Below are 22,828 nucleotides of genomic sequence, written 5' to 3'. Positions count from 1 at the left end.
TCCCGAAAGGGACCTCCCGCACCGGGCCGTGACGCGCGCCCCGCCGGGCCGCGCCACCGAACCGAATCTCTTGTCGGCCCTTTTCAGGACCATCCGCCGAAGCGGCCTAAAGCCCGCGGGCGCTGCACCCGCGGGCTCCAGTCACGACAGGCTCGCCGGGAGCCTCCGTGGGGTGATGGGCCGGTGCCGGCCCATCGTCGACTTACTTGAGCTCGACCTTGGCGCCGGCCTTCTCGAGCTGGCCCTTGAGCTTCTCGGCCTCGTCCTTGGCAACGCCTTCCTTGATCGGCTTCGGCGCGCCCTCCACGAGGTCCTTGGCCTCCTTGAGGCCGAGGCCGGTGATCGCGCGGACCTCCTTGATAACCTCGATCTTCTTGTCGCCGGCTGAAGCCAGGACAACCGTGAACTCGGTCTGCTCCTCGGCGGCAGCGGCAGCGCCACCACCGGCAGCCGGACCGGCGGCGACGGCGACGGCGGCAGCCGCCGAGACGCCCCACTTCTCCTCGAGCATCTTGGCCAGGTCAGCGGCCTCGAGCACGGTCAGCGAGGACAGGTCGTCGACGAGCTTGGCGAGATCAGCCATGGTGAATTCCTCTCAATATCGGTTCGAACGGATGGATTTTGAAGGGCCTCAGGCGGCCTCGTCCTTCTTGGCATAGGCCCCGAACACGCGGGCGAGCTTGGCCGCCGGCGCGTTGACGACCTGGGCCACCTTCGTCGCGGGAGCCTGGATGAGGCCCACGAGCTTGGCGCGCAGTTCGTCGAGGGACGGGAGCGAGGCGAGCGCCTTCACGCCGTCCGGGTTCAGGGCGGTCTTCCCCATCGCGCCGCCGAGGATCACGAGCTTGTCGTTGGCCTTGGCGAAATCGACCGCGACCTTCGCGGCTGCGACCGGATCGCCGGAATAGGCGAGCAGGGTCGGGCCCTTCAGGAGCGGCTTGATGGAGGCGACGTCCGTGCCATCGAGTGCGATGCCGGCGAGGCTGTTCTTGGCGACCTTCACGGTGGCGCCGGCCTGCTTCATCTGCGAGCGCAGCTTCTGCATGTCGGCGACCGTGAGGCCCTTGTAGTGGGCCACGACGACGACGGCGCTCTGATTGAACACGCCGTTGAGCGTCGAGACGAGATCAGCTTTAGCTGTCCGGTCCACTGGGCTCTCTCCGGTTGGCGAAACCCGGTCTCGGGTCCGCCGGTTGCACATGCCGCCCGGACGTGATCTCGGCCGTAAGACCGGGAACGTCCGAACGACGCTTCGCGGCCCTGTCCCCGCGCGTGCCCCTGGAGGCCGCCTCGGGCGAGTTGGTTCAAACCGACAACCCCTCCGCGGCGCGAGCCGAGGCGGAGCGTTTTCGAATTCGGTCTTCCCCGTCTGTGCAGGCTGGCGGATTAAGCCGGCGAACCGGCACCTGCAGTCTCGGACAGGACATGGCCGGACAAGGCTCCGCGGGGCTCGTCGCCCCTAGGATCCTTCCGGCCAGTGCCACCCGGTTGCCCGGGCGACATTTCGAGCGGAAACCGGCCGATCGGCCGTCTCCTTCCGTGAGGATGAAATGCGTGAGGCGCGGTGTATAGAGCCTAGCAAGCCGCCTGCCAAGGGCCGAAGCGCGACTTTTCCGCCGCAGGCAAGGACTTGCGCGGGAGCCTTGCCCTGACGGCATCGCTCCGCGCGGTCCGGATCCAGAGCTACGCCGCCTCCCGCTCCGGCACCAGCTTCCGCCGTGCCGCCTCCCACCAACTCCGGTCGCGGGCGGCTTTCGCCTCCGCAGCCTTGGCGGCGTAGAAGGAGGCGTTGTGCTCGCCGCGCAGGGCTTCCCGGGTGAAGCGGATCAGGTGGTGGGCCACGAAGCCCATGTTGAACACCGCCTCGATCTGCCCGCGCTTCAGCGCGTAGCCGGCCGCGCTCCAGAACGGCTTGCGGTAGTCGGAAAAGATCCCGACCCGGGTGATGATGTTGAAGCCGAGGATCAGGCCCCGGCGCAGGTTGGTGAAGGTGAGCTTGCCGGCGGTCGGCGTGGTGATGCGATTCGGGTAGGTCACCGCGCACTGGTGCTTGAAGCGCTCGAAGATTTTCTCGGGCTCGTAGGCGTGCGTGATGGCGCGGCGCCAGCTTCCCACCACCAGATCGTGAGGGCGCTTGAACAGCACGTTCGATTCCAGCGCCGCGTCGTGGACGAGACGCCCCTCGCGCTCCAGCCGGTCCCAGAGCGGGGTCTTGGGCAGAGCCTGCAGCAGGTTGATCGTCAGCACGGGGATCGCCGAGCGATCGATGAAATCGATCAGGTTCTGCTCGGACTTGTCGGTGTCGGAATCGAGACCCAGGATGATGCCTGAGGTGACCTCCAGCCCGTAGGAATTGAGGGTCTCGATCGCCTCGTACATCGGCACGGCGGCGTTGTGGGTCTTGTCGATACCCTTGAGGGCGTCCGCCTCCGGGGTCTCGATTCCGACAAACACCGTCATGAAGTTCGCCTGCCGCATCAGCTCGAGGATCTCGGGCTGCTTGGCCATGTTCAGCGTCGCCTCGCAGGCGAACTGAAGCGGGTAGTTGTTCTTCTTCTGCCAAGCCACGAGATGCGGCAGCATCTCGCGCGTCGCCTTGCGGTTGCCGATGAAGTTGTCGTCGACGAAGTAGACCACTGCCGGATGGCCCGGCTGGCTGACGATGGCGTCGAGCTCGGCGCACATCTGCTCGGGGCTCTTCAGACGCGGCTGGCGGCCGTAGAGCTGGGGAATGTCGCAGAACTCGCAGCGATAGGGGCAGCCCGAGGAGAATTGCAGCGAGCCGATCAGGTATCGCTTGAGCGGTGCTTGCTCGTAGGCCGGGGCCGGGAAGTCCGCGAGCGCGAGGCGGTCCTTCGTCTCCAGCACCACCTGCGCAGGCGGGGGAGTCAGGTCGGCATCGAGGCGCGCGACGAGCTGGTCGGTGGCGTCACCGATTTCGCCGATGTGCAGGTAGTCGAAATCGCCGTACTTCTCCGGTGCGCCCGAGACCGAGGGACCGCCCAGCACCGTGACCTTGCCGGCGGCGCGAGCGCGGTCGCGGATGTCGTGGATCTGCGGCTCCTGGATGTGCATGCCGGAGACGAACACCGCGTCCGCCCAGGCGAAGTCGACCGGACCGGCGCGGCGGATATTCTCATCGATGAACCGGCATTCCCAAGCCTCCGGCATATAGGCCGCGATCAGCAGCAGCCCCTGCGGCGGCATGAACGCCTTCACCCCGCCCATCAGCGGGTAGGCATGTGAGAATGTCCCGAAGGACGGTGTGTAGGCGGGAAAGACGCACAGGATGCGTCGCTTGGAGGTGACCGTCAGGGTGCATCGCATGGCGGCCTATTTAGCACAGCCATGCGCGTTGGCGCCCCCCTCGGCGGTTAAGAATGGCGTGAGGGAGCGTGGTGAAGCTGTCGCGGCGATTTCTGTGCTGGGTCCCAGGTCGCATTCCGCCGGCTCGCCAACATGTCGACGTCGGAAATTCGCTCCACCCTCGCCCCCGCAAAGCAAAACGCCCGGCCGTTTCCGGCCGGGCGCTCCGCAGCGTGGAGGCTTCGCCTTAGCTCAGGCGGTCAGAACCGTGCTCGGCTCGACCTTCACGCCCGGGCCCATCGTCGAGGTGACGGCGATGCGCTGGACGTAGGTGCCTTTGGCGCCCGCGGGCTTGGCCTTGGCGACCGCGTCCGCAAACGCTTTGATGTTCTCGACGAGCTTGTCGGCGTCGAACGAGACCTTGCCGACGCCGGCATGGACGATGCCGGCCTTCTCGACGCGGAACTCCACCGAGCCGCCCTTGGCGCCGGCCACCGCACCCTTCACGTCCATGGTGACGGTACCGACCTTCGGGTTCGGCATCAGGCCGCGCGGGCCCAGCACCTTACCGAGACGGCCGACCAGCGGCATCATGTCGGGGGTCGCAATGCAGCGGTCGAACTCGATCTTGCCGCCCTGCACGATCTCCAGGAGATCTTCGGCGCCGACGATGTCGGCACCCGCTGCCTTGGCGTCGTCCGCCTTGGCGCCGCGGGCGAAGACCGCGACCCGCACCGTCCGGCCGGAGCCGTTCGGCAGGTTGCAGACGCCGCGGACCATCTGGTCGGCGTGACGGGGATCGACGCCGAGGTTCATCGAGACCTCGACGGTCTCGTCGAACTTCGCGGTCGCCCGCTCCTTCACCAGCTTGATCGCCTCGTCGAGGGGATAAAGCTTGGTAACCTCGATGCCCTCGCGGGCGGCGCGGATGCGCTTGCCTTCCTTAGCCATGCTGCCCTCCCTTACGCGACGACTTCGAGGCCCATGGCCCGCGCGGAGCCACGGATCATCGCGACGGCCGACTCGACCGTGTCGCAGTTGAGGTCAGGCATCTTCTTCTCGGCGATCTCGCGGAGCTGCGCCTCGGTGATCTTGCCGACGGTCGGGCCCTTGCCCGGTGTCTTGGAGCCGGAGGCCGGCTTCTTGCCGAGCTTCAGGCCGACGGCCTTCTTCAGGAAGAAGGTGACCGGAGGCTGCTTCATCTCGAAGGTGAAGGAGCGGTCCTGATACGCGGTGATGATCACCGGGATCGGGGTGCCCTTCTCCATCTGCGCGGTCTTCGCGTTGAAGGCCTTGCAGAATTCCATGATGTTGAGGCCGCGCTGACCGAGCGCGGGACCGATCGGCGGCGACGGGTTCGCCGCGCCGGCCGGGACCTGAAGCTTCACGTAGCCCGTGATCTTCTTCGCCATGGGACTGCTCCCAATGAGGATCCGCCCCCGTGCGGCCTGAAGCGCGGCGGGTCGGACGGTTGCAGGTCGCGGTGCGAGCCGTTGATCCCGGAGGCGAGGCCGGGCGGGTCTCCCGCGGGGGTTTGGCGAATAGGGAGTAGCGAATAGCGAATAGGGCGGTCAGCCCGGCGGGGCGCCTGTACCCGTACTCGCTATTCGCTACTCCCTATTCGCTCTACGATCAGGCCTTCTCGACCTGGGCGTATTCCAGTTCCACCGGTGTGGCACGGCCGAAGATCGACACGGCCACCTTCAGGCGGGAACGGGCCTCGTCGATCTCCTCGACGGTGCCGTTGAAGCTGGCGAACGGACCGTCCGAGACCCGGACGGTCTCGCCGATCTCGAAGGAGATCGAGGGCTTGGGCCGGTCGACGCCCTCGGCGACCTGGCCCTTGATCCGCTCGGCCTCGGCGTCGGGAATCGGCACCGGCTTCGACTTGTCGGCCCCGAGGAAGCCCGTGACCTTCGGGGTGTTCTTGATGAGGTGGTAGACCTCGTCGGTGAGATCGCACTTCACCAGCACGTAGCCGGGGAAGAACTTGCGCTCGGCATCGACCTTCCGGCCGCGGCGCACCTCCACGACCTTCTCGGTCGGGACCATCACCTCGTCGAACAGCTCGGTCAGCCCGCGCTGGGCCGCCTGGTCCTTGATGGACTGGGCGACCTTGTTCTCGAAGTTCGAGTAGGCGTGGACGATATACCAGCGCTTCGACACGGTTCCGTTCAACTCCGACAAGTCCGCGAGGTCTCCCTCGTCCGATTGGGCCGCCCTCAGACGCCCAGGATCAGGCCGACCACGAAGCGCAGGGCCTGGTCCACCACCGTGAAGAACACGCTCGCGGCCACGACCATCACGAAGACCATGATCGTCGTAATGGTGGTCTCGCGGCGGGTCGGCCACGTGACCTTGCGGGCCTCGTCGCGAACCTGCGCGAAGAACTCGCCCGGCGTGGCCCGCTTCTGCGGCGTCCGGGTCGGCGTCGCCGGCCGGGCCGGCGGCGGATTCGCGGGTCCGCGGGCTGCGCCGCGCACCAGGTCCACCTTCTTGGTCGCTTCGTTCGATGCCATGGCGCCAGTGTCTGTGCGTGTTCGGCCCCGAGGCAGAGACCGCATCCGGGAATGCGAATGTCGGCGCCGAGGACCCGGATGGGCCCGCACCGACGGTCGCTTCAGATCTCGGATTGCGCCCGCTCTAGCGCAACTCCCCCGGCTTGTCGACCGGGCCGCCGCGCGGGATCGGGCTGAATGTCTGGCAGGAGTGGAGGGACTCGAACCCGCAACCTCCGGTTTTGGAGACCGGCGCTCTGACCAGTTGAGCTACACTCCTAGCGCACCGCCCAATGCCCCATCGCGGCCCGGCTTGCAAGGGGCTGCTTGCGGGAAGCGGAGCTTCGGAGCCGTTCTCGCGGCGCTCCGTCCGCTGGATCCCGGATCAGGTTCCGCTTCGCTCCAGCTGTCCGGACGAAAGGGGCACGCAGGATAAATCGCGGCCTTTTCCCGGGCGCATGCAGCGCCAGCGGAATACGCCCCGGGACCGAGCACGAGAATCGCCGCGAGAGCGGCTCTGTCAACGGGCTTGTCGGTCCCAGACGACAATGCCGGCCCCCGACGGGTCGGGGGCCGGCGCCGAAGGCGAAGCGGCGCGAAACGCCGCCCCGATCAATCGTCAGTCGTTGATGGCGGCGACGACGCCGGCGCCGACGGTGCGGCCGCCCTCGCGGATGGCGAAGCGCAGCTTCTCCTCCATGGCCACCGGCACGATCAGCGCCACGTCCATGGTCACGTTGTCGCCCGGCATCACCATCTCGGTGCCCTCCGGCAGCGTGCAGATCCCGGTCACGTCCGTCGTGCGGAAGTAGAACTGCGGCCGGTAGTTCGTGAAGAACGGCGTGTGGCGCCCGCCCTCCTCCTTGGTCAGGATGTACGCCTCGGCCTTGAACTTCGCGTGCGGCTTCACCGAACCCGGCTTGCACACCACCTGGCCGCGCTCCACGTCCTCGCGCTTCGTGCCGCGCAGGAGAACGCCGACGTTGTCGCCCGCCTGGCCCTGGTCGAGCAGCTTGCGGAACATCTCCACGCCCGTGACCGTCGTCTTCGTGGTCGCCCGGATGCCGACGATCTCGACTTCCTCGCCCACCTTCACGATGCCGCGCTCGACGCGGCCCGTCACCACCGTGCCGCGGCCCGAGATCGAGAACACGTCCTCGATCGGCATCAGGAACGGCATGTCGATCGGGCGCTCCGGCTGCGGGATGTAGCTGTCCACCGTCGCCATCAGCGCCAGCACCGCCTCCTTGCCGATCTTGGGCTCCTTGTCCTCCAGCGCCATCAGCGCCGAGCCCTTGGTGATCGGGATGTCGTCGCCCGGGAAGTCGTACTTCGAGAGAAGCTCGCGCACCTCAAGCTCCACCAGCTCCAGGAGCTCCTCGTCGTCGACCATGTCGACCTTGTTGAGGAACACCACCAGAGCCGGAACGCCGACCTGACGCGCCAGCAGGATGTGCTCGCGCGTCTGCGGCATCGGGCCGTCGGCCGCCGACACCACCAGGATCGCGCCGTCCATCTGCGCCGCGCCCGTGATCATGTTCTTCACGTAGTCGGCGTGGCCGGGGCAGTCCACGTGCGCGTAGTGCCGGTTCGAGGTCTCGTACTCCACGTGCGCCGTCGAGATCGTGATCCCGCGCGCCTTCTCCTCCGGCGCCTTGTCGATCTGGTCGTAGGCCGTGAACGTCGCCCCGCCCGTCTCCGCCAGAACCTTCGTGATCGCCGCCGTCAGCGACGTCTTGCCGTGGTCAACGTGCCCAATCGTGCCGATGTTGCAGTGCGGCTTGGTGCGGGAGAACTTTTCCTTGCCCATCAGAGCCTCCTAAATTCGAATTCGCGTTGCGGAAGAAGAGATGCTTAGGCGTGAACCTCAGGCGTACTTGGCGATGACCTTGTCGGCCTCGCCGCGCGGCACCTCTTCGTAATGGTCGAACTGCATCGTGAAGTTGGCGCGGCCCTGCGAGAAGGAGCGCAGCTGGTTCACGTAGCCGAACATGTTGGCCAGCGGCACCATCGCGTTGATGACGTTGGCGTTGCCGCGCATGTCCTGGCCCTGGATCTGACCACGGCGGGCATTCAGGTCGCCGATGACCGAGCCGGTATACTCTTCCGGCGAGACGACCTCGACCTTCATGACCGGCTCGAGCAGGACCGAGCCACCCTTCTGCAGGGCCTCACGGAAGGCCGCGCGCGAGGCGATCTCGAAGGCCAGCGCCGACGAGTCGACGTCGTGGTAGGCGCCGTCGATCAGCTCGACCTTGACGTCGACCACTGGGAAGCCGGCGAGCACGCCCGCGCCGAGGACCGAGTTCAGGCCCTTCTCGACGCCCGGGATGTACTCCTTCGGCACCGCGCCGCCGACGATCTTCGATTCGAACGCGAAGCCTGCGCCCGGCTCGTTCGGCTCGACGACGAACTTCACCCGCGCGAACTGGCCGGTACCGCCGGTCTGCTTCTTGTGGGTGTAGTCGATCTCCTGACGGCGGGTCAGCTTCTCGCGGTAGGCCACCTGCGGCTGGCCGATATTCGCGTCGACCTTGTAGGTGCGGCGCAGGATGTCGACCTTGATGTCTAGGTGGAGCTCGCCCATCCCCTTGAGGATGGTCTGGCCCGATTCCTGATCGGTGGACACACGGAAGGACGGATCCTCGGCGGCGAGCTTCGAGAGCGCGATGCCGAGCTTCTCCTGGTCGGCCTTCGACTTCGGCTCGACGGCGATCTCGATCACCGGCTCCGGGAACTCCATCTTCTCGAGGATGACGGCCTTCTGCGAGTCGCAGAGGGTGTCGCCGGTGCGGGTATCCTTGAGGCCGGCCAGGGCGACGATGTCGCCCGCGTAGGCCTCCTTGATGTCCTCGCGGTTGTTGGCGTGCATCAGGAGCATGCGGCCGACGCGCTCCTTCTTGTCGCGCGAGGAGTTGAGCACGTTGGCGCCCGATTCGACCTTGCCCGAGTACACGCGGCAGAAGGTGATCGTGCCGACGTGGGGGTCGTCCATGATCTTGAAGGCGAGCATGGAGAAAGGATCCGAATCCGTCGGATGACGGACGGTCTCTTCCTCGGTCTTGAAGTCGATACCCTTGATCTCGCCGCGATCGGCGGGGGAGGGCAGGTAGTCCACGACGGCGTCGAGGAGTGGCTGCACGCCCTTGTTCTTGAAGGCCGAGCCGCAGAGCACCGGGTGGAAGGCGCGCAGCTGCACGGCCTTGCGCACGAGCTTGCGCATGGCGTCCTCGTCCGGCTCGGTGCCGTCGAGGTAGGCGGCCATGGCGTCGTCGTCGAGCTCGACGCAGGCCTCGACCAGCTTGGTGCGGTACTCGACGGCCTGATCCTTCAGGTCGGCCGGGATCTCGACCTCGTCGAAGTTGGCGCCGAGCGCCTCACCGGACCAGACGATCGCCTTCATCTTGATGAGGTCGATCACGCCCTGGAAGCTGGACTCGGCCCCGATCGGAAGCTGGAGGCACACCGGCTTGCCGGCGACGCGATCGATGATGTCCGCGACGCACTTGAAGAAGTCGGCGCCGATCTTGTCCATCTTGTTGACGAACACGACGCGCGGCACGTCATACTTGTCGGCTTGACGCCACACGGTCTCGGTCTGCGGCTCGACGCCCTGGTTGCCGTCGAGCACGCACACGGCGCCGTCGAGCACGCGGAGCGAGCGCTCCACTTCGATGGTGAAGTCGACGTGGCCGGGGGTGTCGATGATGTTCAGGCGCTTGTCGCGCCAGAAACAGGTGGTCGCAGCCGAGGTGATCGTGATGCCACGCTCCTGCTCCTGCTCCATCCAGTCCATGGTGGCGGCGCCCTCATGGACCTCGCCGATCTTGTGGGACTTTCCGGTGTAGTAGAGGATCCGCTCGGTCGTCGTGGTCTTGCCGGCATCGATGTGGGCCATGATGCCGAAGTTGCGGTAGTCCTCGATCGCGTGCGTGCGGGGCATCGAATTGCTCCTGAGAGACGGCGGAACCGCTTACCAGCGGTAGTGCGAGAAGGCGCGGTTGGCTTCCGCCATCCGGTGCGTGTCTTCCCGCTTCTTGACGGCGTTGCCGCGGTTGTTGGCGGCGTCGAGCAGCTCGGCGGAGAGGCGCTCGATCATGGTGCGATCGTTCCGGGACCGGGCGGCCTGGATCAGCCAGCGGATCGCCAGCGCCTGGCGGCGCTCGGTGCGGACCTCGACGGGGACCTGGTAGGTCGCGCCGCCGACGCGGCGGGAGCGGACCTCGATCATCGGGGCGACATTGTCGAGGGCGGCGCGGAACACCTCGATCGGGTTGGCGCGGGCGCGGTTCTCGACGATGTCGAAGGCACCGTAGACGATCCGCTCCGCGGTCGACTTCTTGCCCTCGTACATGATGGAGTTCATGAACTTCGTGAGCACCACGTCCCCGTACTTCGGGTCCGGGATGATCTCGCGCTTCTCGGCAGAGTGACGACGGGACATTGTTTGCGGCTCTCGAACGAAAAGATCTTAAGCACCCTGCGCAGGCCACCTGAGCCTTCCGGCCGGCGGCATCCTTACAGGGCCGTGGAAACGCGAACCGGTGCCCGGAAAATGCCCGGGCCCCGAACTTACTTCGGACGCTTGGCGCCGTACTTCGACCGGCGCTGCTTGCGGTTCTTCACGCCCTGCGTGTCGAGCACGCCGCGCAGGATGTGATAGCGCACGCCCGGAAGGTCCTTCACGCGGCCGCCGCGGATCATCACCACGGAGTGCTCCTGAAGGTTGTGGCCCTCGCCCGGGATGTAGCCGATCACCTCGAAGCCGTTGGTCAGACGGACCTTGGCGACCTTGCGGAGCGCCGAGTTCGGCTTCTTCGGGGTCGTCGTGTAGACGCGGGTGCAGACGCCGCGCTTCTGCGGGCAAGCGTCGAGCGCCGGAACCTTGTTGCGGCTCCGCTGGATCTTCCGCGGCTGGGCGATCAGCTGGTTGATCGTCGGCATCCTGTGCCCTCTTCCTCGGTCACCTAGGCCGGACTGCGCAGGGCAGTCCGCAAAACGAATATGCGCCGGAGGGCCAGTCACGGACCCTCGGCGCGGTGTGGGCAGAGGAGCACGCCCGAAACGAACGCGCTCGTACCTACGGATCTGACTTACACGTCAGGCGATTTGAACCCTCGGAGCGCTCGGGGCGATGGCGGCGGCTTCCGGGGGTGTGCCCAAGGGCCGTCGGCAGCCGATGGCCGTCCGAAGTGGCGCGCTTCTAGACGCGGTTGCCCCGCAGGTCAATGCGTGCGCGGCAGAAAACTGCACCGCGCGGGAGGTTAAGGATCGGTCAAGACGCCGAAATTCCGAGCGCCCGAGCGACGCCCTTCCGGGCCGCCGCGCAGGCCCCTGCAGCCACCTGCACTGGCGACTTCGCGGGGACACGTGCAGGTGTGGAGGCCGGCAAGGTCGACCGTTCCCAGTGGACCCTTCGCGCGATGCAGCCCTAACCCGCGTCACATGCAGCGACGACAGCCTCGAACGTCGCAGGTGAAAATTGAATGGTTGCGGATCGAGGCCGCTGCTCTTGGCGTGAGGTCGTCAGGGCTGGGCGCGGGAGACCCGGCAAATCCTGCAGGGCGGCTCCGGTCCGGCGTGCCGGATCGGGGCAGGGGGGCGCCGTCTCGGTCTACGGAGAATTAAAGCGATCCGTCGAATTGTCGCGAACACCGGGCGGCCGGCACGCCGCCCTCACGTTCGCGTCGAGGATGTTGCGTATGGGTTGCGTCGCGGTCAGCAACGTCGTTCCGTTCCGGCGGCCACTCCCGTCCCAGGCACCGGGCGAGCGGGACGCGCGCAACCGCAGGCGCGGCGAGCAGCGCTCCCTGCTGGACGCGGTCTACGCCACGGGCAGCCTGATCGTCGCCGCCGATGACCGCGCGCTGAAGCTCACGGCCTCGCGCCTGCAGGTCTACGGCTTCCTGGCCATCGAGGAGATGGGCGAGGATGGGACCGCGCGGCGGCTGCGGCCCTCGGAGGCGATCCGCGCCCGGGCCGAGCGGCCGTGGCGCCTGTCGAAGCCGGCCTGCGGTGCGTCGGTGACGATTCCCAGCCTCGACGGCTTCCTGTTCGAATCGTCCGGCCAGCCGGCCTGATCCGGCTCACCTGAGACCGTCGTGAAGGGTTTCCGGCCGGCGCGCAGTCAAGCGCGCCGGCCGATCGCGTTGTCACGGACGCTTTCCAGCCGTGGCCCTCACCCGGAGCGGAGGCCACGCCCGATCGGACGAACCCGGTCCCTGAACCGGCGGGAATTGCCGCCCATCGAACATAAGTACTTCCCCAATCCCGTACCGGCCGGTATCGGCCCGCTGCGGCTGCGCCGCCGCGCGCCCCTTCACGCCGCTCAAGCCCGCTCCGGAGCGGGCTGAAGCGCGGCCCGGACCAGAGGCTCCTGCACGTGGCCAGCCCCGTCGCCGTCACAGGGATCCCGGCACAACCGGGTTCCGCCGCCCCGCCGGTCGTGCTCAACCACGGCGAGATCCGCGCGATCGTCCTCGGTCTGATGACCGCGATGCTGCTGGCCGCCCTCGACCAGACCATCGTGGCGACCGCCATGCCGACCATCGGCCTCGCGCTGGGCGACGCCGCCAACCTCCCCTGGATCGTCACCGCCTATCTGCTGGCCTCCACGGCGGTGACGCCGCTCTACGGCAAGCTCTCCGACATCCACGGCCGGCGGGTCATGCTCCTGATCGCCATCGGCACCTTCGTGATCGGGTCGCTGGCCTGCGCGCTGGCGCCCACGATGGTGACGCTGGCGCTGGCCCGGGGTCTCCAGGGGATCGGCGGGGGCGGGCTGATCGCGCTGGCGCAGACCATCCTGGCCGACATCATGTCGCCCAAAGAGCGGGCGCGTTACCAAGTGGTGATCGCGGGCGTGTTCGTCGCGGCCTCGGTGGCGGGGCCGCTGCTCGGGGGCTTCTTCGCCCAGCACCTGCACTGGTCGCTGATCTTCTGGATCAACCTGCCGATCGGTGTCCTCGCCTTCGCGCTGACCAACGCCAACCTGAAGCGCCTGCCGCGCCACGACCTCCAGCACCGGCTGGACTGGCCCGGGGCCGCCCTGATGGTCTCGGGCTCGATCGCCCTGTTGCTGGCCCTGAGCTGGGGCGGCGTGCGCTACCCATGGGGCTCCGCGCCGGTCCTGAGCCTCCTGGCCCTGGCGGCCCTGCTGGGCGGCGGCTTCGCGGCGCGGCTCGCCACGGCGGCCGAGCCGCTGATCCCCACCGAGGTGCTGAAGAATCAAGTGGTCTATAGCGCGACGCTGGCCGCCTGCTTCGCCATGGGGACCTTCATCGGACTGACCATCTACGTGCCGATCTTCCTCGAGGGTGTGATCGGCCTCTCGGCGAGCGAGGCCGGCGTCGCCCTGGTGCCACTCATGATCGGCACCGTCACGGGCGCCACCCTGTCGGGCCGGTCGATGATCTATTTTCGGCACTACAAGCGCGTGCCGCTCGCCATGATGTGCATCAGCCTCGCCTGCTGCGGGGTCATCGCCTGGCAGGGACGGGCGCTCCCCTTCTGGCTGATGGAGGTGCTGTTCGCGCTGCTCTCCATGGGGATCGGGACGATCCTGCCGCTCTCCACCATCGCGATCCAGAACGCGGTGGCGCGCCACCAGCTCGGCATCGCGACGGCGTCGATGAACTTCTTCCGCTCGCTGGGGGCGCCCTGATCGTGGCGGCCTTCGGCACCATCGTCCTGGGCGGTGTCGCGGGCGGCGCGTCCGGGGGGCACGACGTGGAGAGCCTGATCCGCGGCGCCGATCCGGCCCGCCTCGCCCTGACGTTCCGGCACGTGTTCCTGGCCGCCTGCCTCGGACTCCTCGCGGCCTTCGCGTTTCTGGCGCTGATGGAGGAGCGGCCGCTCGGCGAGCGCACCTCGCCGCGCATGGACGGCCGGACGCCGGACAAGCCGGCTTGAGGGTCCTGTCCGTCCCGGTCGGCTCCCTCTCACAGGGAGCCACGTGCCCGAGCCGGTCCGGGCCTCGCCACCCGCAGCCGTAGCCCGTCGTCCTGCACCCGGCCGCCAGATCCTGCCCTTGATTCGCCCCGATCGCCTCTTACCTCGCCTGCATCGGCTGCGGGCCCCTCTGGCGGGCGCTCCTCAGCGCCCGTGATGTCGGAGCCGATGCTTTCCGTCTGGAATCAGCATCAGGTCCCGCACATGATGGACGTCCTCACCGTCGAATGGCTCGGCAAGCCGTTGTGGATGTGGCTCGGGTTCCACGTCCTGATCGCCTGCCTCCTGGCCTTCGACCTGGGACTTCTCCACCGCGACAAGGACCACGAGATCGGCGTCCGGGAGAGCCTCCTGCTCACCGGCTTCTACCTCGTCCTCGGTCTGGCGTTCGGCGGCTGGGTCTGGTGGTACATCGGCCCCCAGGCGGGCGAGGAGTACGTCACCGGTCTCGTGGTCGAGAAGTCGCTGTCGATGGACAACGTCTTCGTCATCGCGATGATCCTCACGGCGCTGGGCGTCCCCCGCGCGGCTCAGCACCGGGTCCTGCTCTGGGGCATCCTGGGCGCGGTGCTCCTGCGCGGCTTGATGATCGGGCTCGGCGCGGCCCTGGTGCATCAGGTGCACTGGGTCCTGTCGCTGTTCGCCGCCTTCCTGATCTACGCCGGCCTGAAGATCCTGCTCTCCGGCGACGAGGAAGAGGGCGATTTCCAGAACAGCGCGGTCGTGCGCTGGTTCAAGACGACCTTCCGTGTCACGCCCGACCTGCACGGCCAGCGCTTCACTGTGCGCAAGACCGATCCGAAGACCGGCCGGGTGGCCCGGTACTTCACGCCGCTCGCGCTCGCCCTGGTGCTGGTGAACGGCGCCGACGTGATCTTCGCGGTCGACAGCGTGCCGGCGATCTTCGCCATCACCACCGACACGTTCGTGGTCTATACCTCCAACATCTTCGCGATCCTGGGCCTGCGGGCGCTCTACTTCGCTCTCGCCGCGATGGTCGATCGCTTCGCCTATCTCAAGACGGCGCTCGCCTTCATCCTGATCTTCATCGGTGCCAAGATCGTGGTCGCCGACACGTTCGGGCTCGTCGCGGTGCCGCCGTGGGTCTCGCTGGTGGTGACGCTCACCTTCCTGGCGGCGGGCGTCGTCTACAGCCTGTGGCGGACACGGACCGATGCGCCGGCCGAGGCGGTCCCGGAGTCCGGACACCCGCACGAGGCGCGGGCCCACCGGGCCTGATCCGGCCTGTCCTCAGGCGGCCGGGAGGGCCGCGATCAGGTCACGGAGGGTGGTGATGGTCGAGGCGTCGGCCACGCCGTCCACCCGCGCCTGCCGGAAGTGGCGCTGGAACGCTGTGACCACCGCGTGCGTGCGCCCGTCGAACATGCCGCTGACCGGCAGGTCATAGCCGTACAGGGCGAACATCGCCTGCAGCGCCTCGACGGGCTGGCCGGAATCGCCCTGGGCGAAGAAGCGGCCGTCCCGCATAGGCGCCGGCGGCACCCCGTGGCCGATTCCCGCCGCCGCCAGACGCGCCCACGGGAAGGTCTCGCCCGGGTCCTCCTTGCGCTCGGGGGCGATGTCGGAGTGGCCGAGCACCCGCTCGGGTGGGATCGGCCAGCGGCCGAGGATGTCGCGCGACAGGGCGGTCACGGCGTCGATCTGCGCCTCAGGGTAGGGCGGCAATCCGCCGGCATGGCCCGGATTCACGATCTCGATCCCGATGGAGCGGGAGTTGATGTCGGTCTCGCCCTTCCAGGCACCTGCGCCCGCGTGCCAGGCCCGGCGGCCCTCCGGGACCAGCTGGACGATGCCGCCATCTTCGAACACGAGGTAGTGGGCCGAGACCTCGCTCAGCGGGTCGCGCAGGCGCGCCAGCGCCGCGGCCCCGCTCTCCATGCCGGTGTAGTGCAGGATCAGCATGTCGAGCGGCCCGGCCCGGCGGGCGCCGTGGTTCGGCGAGGGTGCGACGCGGCGGGCGAGGGGGGTGTCGGGAACGAGGCTCACCGCAGCCCGCGCTCCTGCGCGACCCGGTCGTAGGCGGCGTTGATCGCGGCGAGCCGCCGCGTGGCGATGGGCCACGGCCTCCGTGGGCAGGCCGCGGGCGAGCGCCCGGTCGGGGTGGTGCTCGGCCACCAGCGCGCGGTGGCGCGCCTTCACGGCGGCGTCGTCCGCCTCCCGGTCGAGTCCGAGGACGCCGTAGGGATCGTCCGGCAGCCGCACATGCCGGGCGGCGATGCGCCGGAACGCGGCCTCGTCGAAGCCGAAGATGCCCGAGACGGCGCGCAGGTAACGCTCCTCCGCCTCGTGGAGCGCCCCGTCGGCGCCCGCGATCTGGAACAGCCCGTCGAGCACGTCCTCAAGCAGGGCCGGCTCGTCGCCGAAGGTCGTGGCGAGCTGCTGCGCGTAGGCCTCGAAGCCGTTCGTGGTCTTCTTGGCGAGATCGAACAGGCGTTCGACGCCCGCGCGCGCGGACGGCTCCACCTGCACGACCCGACCGAACGCCTCGACCTCGGAGGGCAGCACGACGCCGTCGGATTTGGCCATCTTGGCGGCGAGCGCCACCAGACCGGTGGTGAACACGACATCCCGGGGCGTCCGGCCGAAGGGCGCACCGACCCGGTCGAGGAGGAAGTGACCGGCGACGCCGCCGACCAGCGCCCCGAGGGGCCCGCCGATCGCGAGGCCGAGGCCGGCGCCGCCGATCTTGCCCCAGACGCCCTGAGCCTGGGTTGCGGAAGTCTTGGTGCCGGGATTCATCGGTCGAGCGACGCCGGCGAATATCGTGGACTCGGTGCTGTCATCGTAGGCGGCAAGCGTCCGTCACCGGGGACGCGCCCGGCCGGGCGTCGAGATAGCCGCTCCTCAGGCCGTGAGGAAGGGCCGGGTCGCGCCCGGCCCCCTCCCGCAGGTCAGCGGCAGTAGATGTTGCCGTAGGCGTCGCGATAGGTCCCGTAGGGGCAGCGCGGCGCGGTCGAAGCGCCCACGATGGCGCCTCCGGCACCGCCGATGGCCGCGCCCGCAAGGGCGCCGCCCGCGCGGCCCGTGGCGGCCGCGCCGATCGCCGCGCCGGTCAGCGCGCCGAGGCCCGCGCCGCCGAGCGCCCGGTCCTCGGGGGTGTTGCAGGCGCCGAGCGAGAGAGCGGCGATGGTGGCGAGGGCGGCTGCCGTGAGCTTCTTCATAGGTTCGGAACTCCCTTGTGCATCCGGTCCGGCATTTGGCCGTGATCGTGGCGGATCGCGCCGAGCTTAGCAGGAAAGGAATGGCGACCATACGGCTAAGGTTCCATCCGCCGAGCCTGGAGTTGCGACTGAGGTTGCGTCGGGTTCCCCGATCGCCCTATGCCACCCCAGCAGGCGGCGCCCCGACCGGCACCGCCGCGGCACCGTGTCCGAGGGTTTTATGTCCGAGGGTTCCATGTCCGTGGGTTCCATACCGACCGCCACCACGATCGTCCGCCGGCCCGCCGTGCGCGCCGACCGCGTCGCCGACACCGTGAGCCTCGGCCACGGGGCGCGGGCCGCAGCCGCGGGCTCGCTGGTCGCAGAGGGCGGATTGACCTTCTCGGTGGCCCTCACCAAGGCCGCGACGCTTGAGGATGGCGATGCTCTTCGCCTCGACGACGGGCGGCTCGTTGCGGTGCGGGCCCAGGCGGAGGACCTTCTGGAGGTGCGCGCCGAGAACCCCGCCCGGCTGCTGCGGCTGGCCTGGCAGCTCGGCGGCAGCCACGTGCCCGCCGAGATCGCCGGGGACGTGCTCTACGTCCCGGCGACACCCGCCACGGCCGAGCTGGTCCGTGGACAGGGCTGCCTCGCGACCCCCGTCTCCCGCGCCTTCCGCCCCGAGCACGCCGCCCACGATCACAGCACCTGCGGGCACGATCACCACGGCCACGGTCACCACGGCCACGATCATCACGGCCACGACCACCATGGGCACGACCAAGGCCACGATCATGGCCACAAACACGGCCACCACGATCACGGCCATGATCACGGCCACGGCCATGTGCATGGACCCGGCTGCAGCCACGACCATTAGCTTGGGCCGGAGCTGGGCGGTCCCGGTTCCGCGATGCAGACCTCGGCAACTTCCGAAGCGGCGCCTGATCGATATCCGATCAGGCGCCGCTCTTTTAAGTCGCGATGCCGCCCCCACGGGCGACCTCAACCGCGCGACGCAACGGCCGTTTTTCCCGCAAGCGACAGCCCGAAGAAACACAATTCGAACCTCGGAAACGCGCCTTTATCGATTTCAATCTAGATATAATTCGAAATTAATTCTCATTTTTCGAAATGTATCTTTCAAATATGCTTGATTTTGCTTGTTGCAAACGCACAACAGACGGACTTGGTGGCGGCATATATATCGATTCCTGTATCTTATTCCTGGAATCGACAAACATGAAGAACATCGTTACGTCCGTGGCCGCTCTCGCGGCCCTGACCACTGTCGCTTCAGCCGCAGATCTGCCCCGTCGGGCGCTCCCGCCAGCAGCTTTTCCTGTGCCGGTCTTCACCTGGACGGGCGCTTACTTTGGCATCAACGCTGGCTATATCACCTCGACCAAGGATATAGTGGACACAGTGGGCACGATCCGGGCCCCCAACGGCCGCCCCGACCTGGACTATTCAGCCTCGGCTCCGCTGCCGCGAGATGGGTTCACGGGTGGCGGCCAGGTCGGCTACAATTATCAGTTGACGCCCGGCTCGGGCTTCGTCGTCGGCGTCGAGGCCGATGCAGCCTACACGGCTCTCCGCCGCAGCAGCAGCTTCCAGAGCAGCATCCTCGGGACCCACAACTTCCGCCAATCCAGCGATTACCTCGGCACCGTGCGCGGCCGGATCGGTTATGCCGTTGACCGCACCCTGTTCTACGCCACGGGTGGCTTCGCCTATGCGGGCGACACCTACCGCGCGAGCCTCTTCCAGACCCGGATCGAGCCGAACTTCTACGGAAGCCGCGCGCGCACCGAGACAGGCTACGCCGTCGGCGGCGGCATCGAGTACGCGCTGCCCACCGACTCCTTCCTGAACGTCTTCCACTCCAGCGCCGTGACGGTGAAGGGCGAGGCCCTGTACTACGACCTCGGCAGCCGCACGATCCCCGTCCTCCCGACCTACCGGAACGTCAACGTCTTCGGGACGCGCTTCCAGAACGAGGGCGCGCTTGGTCGCGTCGGCGTCAACTACAAGTTCGGAAGCTACTGAGCCGCCCAGCCCCGGCCTTCGGCGGGCATCCCCAGCCCGATCAGACTGGTCGCCCCGTCGAAGGCCGCCCCAGGAGCCAGCTCCTGGGGCGTTTTGCGTGGCGCGGCCCCGGTTCGCCCTGGAGCCCGACGCCGCTCAGAGCCGCTTCGGCACGGGCCGCCGGCAATAGGTCCGCGCCTCCTCCGCGGCGAGGCCGTCCTGCGCCGCGACACACTGGTCGAGGGTGAGCCCGATGCTGCTCGCGTAGGGCTCGTTCGGCGACAGCGCCTCGCGGGCGAGGCTGGCCAGGTAGAGCAGGAAGGCGCCGACCGCGAACACCACGGCCGCGAGCAGGGCGCGGCTCAGCATGCGTTCCGAACCCCGGCCTCGCGCCGCGAGGTCTCCGGACCGGGCAAGCCCGATCCCTCGACGGGCAGGCCGTGGCCCCGGGACCGGTGATGACAGGCACCGGGGCGACGCCATGGGGCCCGGCGCGGCCGGGACGATCGATCCACGGCGCGTACGGCTGATCCGGCCGGCATTCCGGCCCGCCCTACTGCAACAGGCCCCAGAGGCCCGTGGCGAGGCCGAAGGTCAGCGAGAGCATGGCCGCGGCCACGAGGGCGCGGTCGATCAGGCGCGCGGCCCGGTCTTCAGGATGCGATTCGATCATGGCGGCGCTCCCTCTTCCCGCGAGACTGCGCAAGGCCTGTTGCTGCCCTGTGTCGACGCACTGTCAAGGCAGAGGTTCCCAGTGTCCGTGCTTCCACGGCCGCGGCCGAGACTGTCGAATCGGGCGGCCTGAACCCGGCGAGGCTGCCCCGGAACACCCCGGGTGCCCCGCGGTTGGACCGGACATTCACCGGAGACGACGCGTGACCACGGACCCGCTGCACAAGTATCCCCGACCGCCCTTCGCGGCTCAGCCGCAGAGCTTTCCCGGCAAGACGGGCCGGATGGAACCCGAACCGGATCACGGCGAGGAGAGCTACACGGGCTCAGGGAAGCTCACGGGGCAAGCCGCGCTGATCACCGGCGGCGACAGCGGCATCGGCCGCGCGGTGGCGATCGCCTTCGCACGGGAGGGCGCGGACGTCGCCATCGCCTACCTGCCGGAGGAGCAGGCGGACGCCGAGGCCGTGAGCGGCTGGATCGAGAAGGCGGGCCGGCGCGCGCTGCTCCTGCCAGGGGACCTCAAGGACCCCGCCTACGGGCGCCAGATCGTCGCCCGCACCGTGGAGACCTTCGGGCGGCTCGACGTGCTGGTGAACAACGGCGCGTTTCAGCAGCCGAACCAGGATCTCGCGTCGATCGACGACGCGATCTTTGAGGACCATTTCCGCACGAATGTGTTCGGGTCCTTCTACGTGACAAAGGCGGCGCTTGCCCATCTGAAGCCGGGCGCCTCCGTGATCTTCACCTCCTCGGTGAACTCCAAGCATCCGATGCCCTCGCTCCTCGCCTACAGCGCGACCAAGGGCGCCCTGAGCAACATGGTGCTGAGTCTCGCGCAGCTGCTGGCCGAGACGGGCGTGCGGGTCAACGGCGTGCTGCCCGGCCCGATCTGGACGCCGTTCATCCCGTCCGGGATGAGCCAGGATTCGTTGAAGTCCTTCGGCAGCCAAGTGCCGTTCGGCCGCCCGGGCCAGCCGGCGGAACTCGCCTCGGCCTACGTGATGCTGGCCTCCGAGGAGAGCAGCTATACGTCCGGCGCGCTCGTCACCGTGGCGGGCGCGATGCCGGTCTTCTGAGCGGCGTCCCTCCGGCCGGGCGCTGCGCTCGGCCGGAGGGGTCGGGACCCGCGACGTCAGGCGGCGCGCATGTCGGCGAGGAAGCGCACCACCTCGGCGCGAAGCACCTCCGCGCTGCGGCTCACGCTGCTGGCCGCCTCCCCCACCTCCTGGGCGACCCGCCGCGTGTCGTCCGCGGCCGCCGAGGCTGAGACCACCGTCCCGCTCACCGCGTCGGTCCCCCGCGACGCCTCCTCGATATTGCGGGAGATGTCGCCCGTGGCGGCGCGCTGCTGCTCCACCGCCGCCGCGATCGCGCTCGCGATCGCGTTCATCGTGTCCACCGTCTTGCCGATCGACTGGACGGCGCCCACGGCCGCGGAGGTCTCGTGCTGGATGGCGCCGATCTGCGCGGTGATCTCCTCGGTCGCCTTGGCGGTCTGGCCGGCCAAGCCCTTCACCTCGGCGGCCACCACGGCGAAGCCGCGGCCGGCCTCACCGGCGCGAGCCGCCTCGATCGTCGCGTTCAAGGCGAGCAGGCTCGTCTGCTCGGCGATGGCGGAGATGATCCGCACCACCTCGCCGATCCGCTCCGCCGCGCCCGCGAGTCCGCGGATCTGATGGTCCGTGCGCTCGGCCTCGCTCACAGCCCGGCCCGCGATCTCCGCCGACTTGATCGCCTGTCCGCCGATCTCAGCGATCGAGGCGGTCAGCTCCTCGGTGGCCGCCGCCACGGTCTGCACGTTGGCGGAGGCCTGCTGGACCGCATGGGCGGCCGAGCCGGCCTGCTTGGCGGTCTCGACGGCCGTGTCCGACATGGCGCGGCAAGCCTGCTGCATCCCGGAGGCGGCGCTGTCGACCTGCTGCAGGAGCGCGCCCGCGCTCTGGTCGAAGCTGCGCGTCAGATCCTCCATCCAGCGGGCGCGCTCCTCGCGCTTGGCCTGGTCGGACAGCCGATCGGCGATCAGTGCCTGCTCCTTGAGCATGCTGTCGCGGAAGATCCCGGCCGCCGCGGCCATCCGGCCGATCTCGTCGTGGCGGCCGATCCCCGGGATCGTGAAGGTCAGGTCGCCGCCGGCCAGCCGACGCAGGGCCGCCGTGAAGGCCGCCAGGGGCTTGGTGATGCTCCGGACGAGCACGATCCCCACCGCGACGATCGCCAAGCAGATCGGGACCAGCCAGAGGAGCGATTCCAGCATCCGCGCCCGGCCCATCGCCTCGATGTCGTCCACGTAGAGGGCGGAGGAGACGATCCACTGCCACGGTTCGTAGGCCAGGGAGTACGCGACCTTGGGCGCGGGCTCGGTCTCGCCGAGGCGCGGCCAGCGATATGCGGTGAAGCCGCCGCCCTTCCGTCCACGCTCGACCATCTCGCCCACGAAGGTCTTCATCATCGCCGCGTCGTCGCGGCTCTTGGTGCCCTGGACCTTCGGATCCGGATGGACGACGTTGCGCCCGATATCGCCCGGAGCCGCGCTGTAGACGAAGACGTAGTTGCCGCCGTTGTAGCGGATCGCCCGCAGGGCCTCGCCGGCCCTCCGCTTCGCCTCGTCCTGCGAGATCGTCCCGGCCTCGGCCTGCTTGCCGAAGGCGGTGACGAGGCTGTGCGCGACCTCGACCTGGAAGCGGACCGCCGACTTTCGGCCCTCCATCATCAAGTCGGTATTAGCAAATATCTCAACTCCCAGTATCGATATGAATGCCAGCAAGATCCCGAAAATCAGAAAATATATCTTGGATCTTATAGTGAGGCATGAATATCTTAGCGCGGATAAACGATCTGGGAACTTACGGCCTGCCGGTGAATAAATTTCGCTCATGGCAACCTTCCAAACAATCGATTTGAATTGTCCTTATGCTAACTGCAAGCTTCCTACAAGATCGCCGTTTTTTGACGACTCGTGAACTTTACAATTCTCAAAATCCAGTATCTTGAATAGATATCGTCTTACGGAAGATCGAGAAAAGACGATCTCATGGGCTGAACGGCAAAACTATTCTTCTACACGAATGAATTTGTTCGGTGCGATCCTCATCTAGCCCGATCAATGGATCGCCCCTCGATGTCCCCCGTGCGTGTCCGGCGCGCGTCAGGGGCCAGCCGGAGCATGGAGCCGTCAGCCTGTGGCGAAGCGCTGTAGCGGAAACCGGACCG

Annotated in this window: 20 protein-coding genes, 1 tRNA gene and 2 pseudogenes; 6 read left to right on the top strand and 17 right to left on the bottom strand. The window is 68.1% G+C overall.

Features of this window, described 5'->3' with window-relative positions; genetic code table 11:
* Window positions 1-202: 202 nt before the first annotated feature.
* From rplL to rpsL, 12 genes are all read right to left on the bottom strand, one after another.
* Window positions 203-583: a 50S ribosomal protein L7/L12 gene (gene rplL, locus MMSR116_RS25305; protein ID WP_010686895.1), complete on the bottom strand. Its 381-nt coding sequence runs from the start codon at window positions 581-583 to the stop codon at window positions 203-205.
* Window positions 584-631: 48 nt separating this feature from the next.
* A complete protein-coding gene (gene rplJ / locus MMSR116_RS25300) occupies window positions 632-1,150 on the bottom strand; it encodes a 50S ribosomal protein L10 (RefSeq protein ID WP_010686896.1) in 519 nt (172 codons plus the stop codon).
* A 533-nt stretch (window positions 1,151-1,683) separates the two neighbouring features.
* Window positions 1,684-3,327, bottom strand: a complete 1,644-nt coding sequence (locus MMSR116_RS25295) for a B12-binding domain-containing radical SAM protein (RefSeq protein ID WP_010686897.1) — start codon at window positions 3,325-3,327, stop codon at window positions 1,684-1,686.
* A 231-nt stretch (window positions 3,328-3,558) separates the two neighbouring features.
* On the bottom strand, window positions 3,559-4,257 hold the full coding sequence (gene rplA / locus MMSR116_RS25290) for a 50S ribosomal protein L1 (protein ID WP_010686898.1): 699 nt from the start codon (window positions 4,255-4,257) through the stop codon (window positions 3,559-3,561).
* Window positions 4,258-4,268: 11 nt separating this feature from the next.
* Entirely contained in the window at window positions 4,269-4,718 is a 450-nt protein-coding gene (gene rplK / locus MMSR116_RS25285) for a 50S ribosomal protein L11 (protein WP_010686899.1), read from the bottom strand.
* A gap of 220 nt (window positions 4,719-4,938) precedes the next feature.
* On the bottom strand, window positions 4,939-5,472 hold the full coding sequence (gene nusG / locus MMSR116_RS25280) for a transcription termination/antitermination protein NusG (RefSeq protein ID WP_039894690.1): 534 nt from the start codon (window positions 5,470-5,472) through the stop codon (window positions 4,939-4,941).
* A gap of 56 nt (window positions 5,473-5,528) precedes the next feature.
* Complete coding sequence (gene secE, locus MMSR116_RS25275; protein ID WP_010686901.1) at window positions 5,529-5,825, bottom strand: preprotein translocase subunit SecE; 297 nt, start codon at window positions 5,823-5,825, stop codon at window positions 5,529-5,531.
* A 182-nt stretch (window positions 5,826-6,007) separates the two neighbouring features.
* Window positions 6,008-6,084, bottom strand: a tRNA-Trp gene (locus MMSR116_RS25270).
* 339 nt (window positions 6,085-6,423) lie between these two features.
* Window positions 6,424-7,614 (bottom strand): elongation factor Tu, encoded by a 1,191-nt coding sequence (tuf, locus tag MMSR116_RS25265; RefSeq protein WP_010686902.1) that lies wholly within the window; start codon window positions 7,612-7,614, stop codon window positions 6,424-6,426.
* A 57-nt stretch (window positions 7,615-7,671) separates the two neighbouring features.
* Window positions 7,672-9,747 carry an elongation factor G gene (gene fusA / locus MMSR116_RS25260; protein ID WP_010686903.1) on the bottom strand — a complete coding sequence of 692 codons (2,076 nt, stop codon included), beginning with the start codon at window positions 9,745-9,747 and terminating at the stop codon, window positions 7,672-7,674.
* A gap of 30 nt (window positions 9,748-9,777) precedes the next feature.
* Entirely contained in the window at window positions 9,778-10,248 is a 471-nt protein-coding gene (gene rpsG, locus MMSR116_RS25255; RefSeq protein ID WP_007557567.1) for a 30S ribosomal protein S7, read from the bottom strand.
* 128 nt (window positions 10,249-10,376) lie between these two features.
* Window positions 10,377-10,748, bottom strand: a complete 372-nt coding sequence (rpsL, locus tag MMSR116_RS25250) for a 30S ribosomal protein S12 (protein WP_007557568.1) — start codon at window positions 10,746-10,748, stop codon at window positions 10,377-10,379.
* A 758-nt stretch (window positions 10,749-11,506) separates the two neighbouring features.
* On the opposite strand from rpsL, the gene MMSR116_RS25245 reads away from it, so the two are divergent.
* The 3 genes and pseudogenes from MMSR116_RS25245 to MMSR116_RS25235 all read left to right on the top strand — a co-directional run bounded on the left by MMSR116_RS25245 (window position 11,507) and on the right by MMSR116_RS25235 (window position 14,993).
* Complete coding sequence (locus MMSR116_RS25245; RefSeq protein WP_010686904.1) at window positions 11,507-11,884, top strand: hypothetical protein; 378 nt, start codon at window positions 11,507-11,509, stop codon at window positions 11,882-11,884.
* A 302-nt stretch (window positions 11,885-12,186) separates the two neighbouring features.
* Window positions 12,187-13,715 (top strand): annotated as a pseudogene (locus MMSR116_RS25240) (MDR family MFS transporter).
* Between the two features lie 243 nt (window positions 13,716-13,958).
* A complete protein-coding gene (locus tag MMSR116_RS25235) occupies window positions 13,959-14,993 on the top strand; it encodes a TerC family protein (RefSeq protein WP_039894693.1) in 1,035 nt (344 codons plus the stop codon).
* 12 nt (window positions 14,994-15,005) lie between these two features.
* On the opposite strand, the gene MMSR116_RS25230 is transcribed toward MMSR116_RS25235, so the two are convergent.
* The 3 genes and pseudogenes from MMSR116_RS25230 to MMSR116_RS25220 all read right to left on the bottom strand — a co-directional run bounded on the left by MMSR116_RS25230 (window position 15,006) and on the right by MMSR116_RS25220 (window position 16,936).
* A complete protein-coding gene (locus MMSR116_RS25230) occupies window positions 15,006-15,761 on the bottom strand; it encodes an N-acetylmuramoyl-L-alanine amidase (RefSeq protein ID WP_010686907.1) in 756 nt (251 codons plus the stop codon).
* Window positions 15,758-16,514: pseudogene (locus MMSR116_RS25225) on the bottom strand (TerB family tellurite resistance protein). The gene MMSR116_RS25230 and the pseudogene MMSR116_RS25225 overlap by 4 nt, the downstream one beginning before the upstream one ends.
* A gap of 152 nt (window positions 16,515-16,666) precedes the next feature.
* Window positions 16,667-16,936 (bottom strand): hypothetical protein, encoded by a 270-nt coding sequence (locus tag MMSR116_RS25220; RefSeq protein WP_007560631.1) that lies wholly within the window; start codon window positions 16,934-16,936, stop codon window positions 16,667-16,669.
* A gap of 250 nt (window positions 16,937-17,186) precedes the next feature.
* Between MMSR116_RS25220 and MMSR116_RS25215 the strand changes: the two genes are divergently transcribed.
* Together MMSR116_RS25215 and MMSR116_RS25210 are read left to right on the top strand one after the other, a co-directional pair.
* Window positions 17,187-17,795 carry an urease accessory protein UreE gene (locus tag MMSR116_RS25215; RefSeq protein WP_039894694.1) on the top strand — a complete coding sequence of 203 codons (609 nt, stop codon included), beginning with the start codon at window positions 17,187-17,189 and terminating at the stop codon, window positions 17,793-17,795.
* Window positions 17,796-18,340: 545 nt separating this feature from the next.
* Window positions 18,341-18,964 (top strand): outer membrane protein, encoded by a 624-nt coding sequence (locus tag MMSR116_RS25210; protein WP_348529324.1) that lies wholly within the window; start codon window positions 18,341-18,343, stop codon window positions 18,962-18,964.
* 135 nt (window positions 18,965-19,099) lie between these two features.
* Here the strand turns inward: MMSR116_RS25210 and MMSR116_RS25205 are convergent, their stop codons facing one another.
* Window positions 19,100-19,312 carry a hypothetical protein gene (locus tag MMSR116_RS25205; RefSeq protein ID WP_010686911.1) on the bottom strand — a complete coding sequence of 71 codons (213 nt, stop codon included), beginning with the start codon at window positions 19,310-19,312 and terminating at the stop codon, window positions 19,100-19,102.
* A gap of 506 nt (window positions 19,313-19,818) precedes the next feature.
* Here MMSR116_RS25205 and MMSR116_RS25200 point away from each other — a divergent pair.
* Window positions 19,819-20,694, top strand: coding sequence for an SDR family oxidoreductase (locus MMSR116_RS25200; RefSeq protein WP_010686913.1), 876 nt, complete (start codon window positions 19,819-19,821; stop codon window positions 20,692-20,694).
* Between the two features lie 56 nt (window positions 20,695-20,750).
* Here the strand turns inward: MMSR116_RS25200 and MMSR116_RS25195 are convergent, their stop codons facing one another.
* Window positions 20,751-22,328, bottom strand: coding sequence for a methyl-accepting chemotaxis protein (locus MMSR116_RS25195; RefSeq protein ID WP_010686914.1), 1,578 nt, complete (start codon window positions 22,326-22,328; stop codon window positions 20,751-20,753).
* Between the last annotated feature and the right edge of the window lie 500 nt (window positions 22,329-22,828).

The organism is Methylobacterium mesophilicum SR1.6/6, from assembly GCF_000364445.2.
GTDB classification, from domain to species: Bacteria; Pseudomonadota; Alphaproteobacteria; order Rhizobiales; family Beijerinckiaceae; genus Methylobacterium; species Methylobacterium mesophilicum_A.
Note: the sequence above shows the minus strand (reverse complement) of the source record. Positions and strands in the feature narration are given on the sequence as shown.

Coding starts and splice junctions, on each gene's coding strand:
- rplL (WP_010686895.1), bottom strand. CDS start 583: ATGGCTGATCTCGCCAAGCTCGTCGACGACCTGTCCTCGCTGACCGTG.
- MMSR116_RS25295 (WP_010686897.1), bottom strand. CDS start 3,327: ATGCGATGCACCCTGACGGTCACCTCCAAGCGACGCATCCTGTGCGTC.
- rplA (WP_010686898.1), bottom strand. CDS start 4,257: ATGGCTAAGGAAGGCAAGCGCATCCGCGCCGCCCGCGAGGGCATCGAG.
- rplK (WP_010686899.1), bottom strand. CDS start 4,718: ATGGCGAAGAAGATCACGGGCTACGTGAAGCTTCAGGTCCCGGCCGGC.
- secE (WP_010686901.1), bottom strand. CDS start 5,825: ATGGCATCGAACGAAGCGACCAAGAAGGTGGACCTGGTGCGCGGCGCA.
- tuf (WP_010686902.1), bottom strand. CDS start 7,614: ATGGGCAAGGAAAAGTTCTCCCGCACCAAGCCGCACTGCAACATCGGC.
- fusA (WP_010686903.1), bottom strand. CDS start 9,747: ATGCCCCGCACGCACGCGATCGAGGACTACCGCAACTTCGGCATCATG.
- rpsG (WP_007557567.1), bottom strand. CDS start 10,248: ATGTCCCGTCGTCACTCTGCCGAGAAGCGCGAGATCATCCCGGACCCG.
- rpsL (WP_007557568.1), bottom strand. CDS start 10,748: ATGCCGACGATCAACCAGCTGATCGCCCAGCCGCGGAAGATCCAGCGG.
- MMSR116_RS25245 (WP_010686904.1), top strand. CDS start 11,507: ATGGGTTGCGTCGCGGTCAGCAACGTCGTTCCGTTCCGGCGGCCACTC.
- MMSR116_RS25235 (WP_039894693.1), top strand. CDS start 13,959: ATGATGGACGTCCTCACCGTCGAATGGCTCGGCAAGCCGTTGTGGATG.
- MMSR116_RS25220 (WP_007560631.1), bottom strand. CDS start 16,936: ATGAAGAAGCTCACGGCAGCCGCCCTCGCCACCATCGCCGCTCTCTCG.
- MMSR116_RS25205 (WP_010686911.1), bottom strand. CDS start 19,312: ATGCTGAGCCGCGCCCTGCTCGCGGCCGTGGTGTTCGCGGTCGGCGCC.
- MMSR116_RS25195 (WP_010686914.1), bottom strand. CDS start 22,328: ATGATGGAGGGCCGAAAGTCGGCGGTCCGCTTCCAGGTCGAGGTCGCG.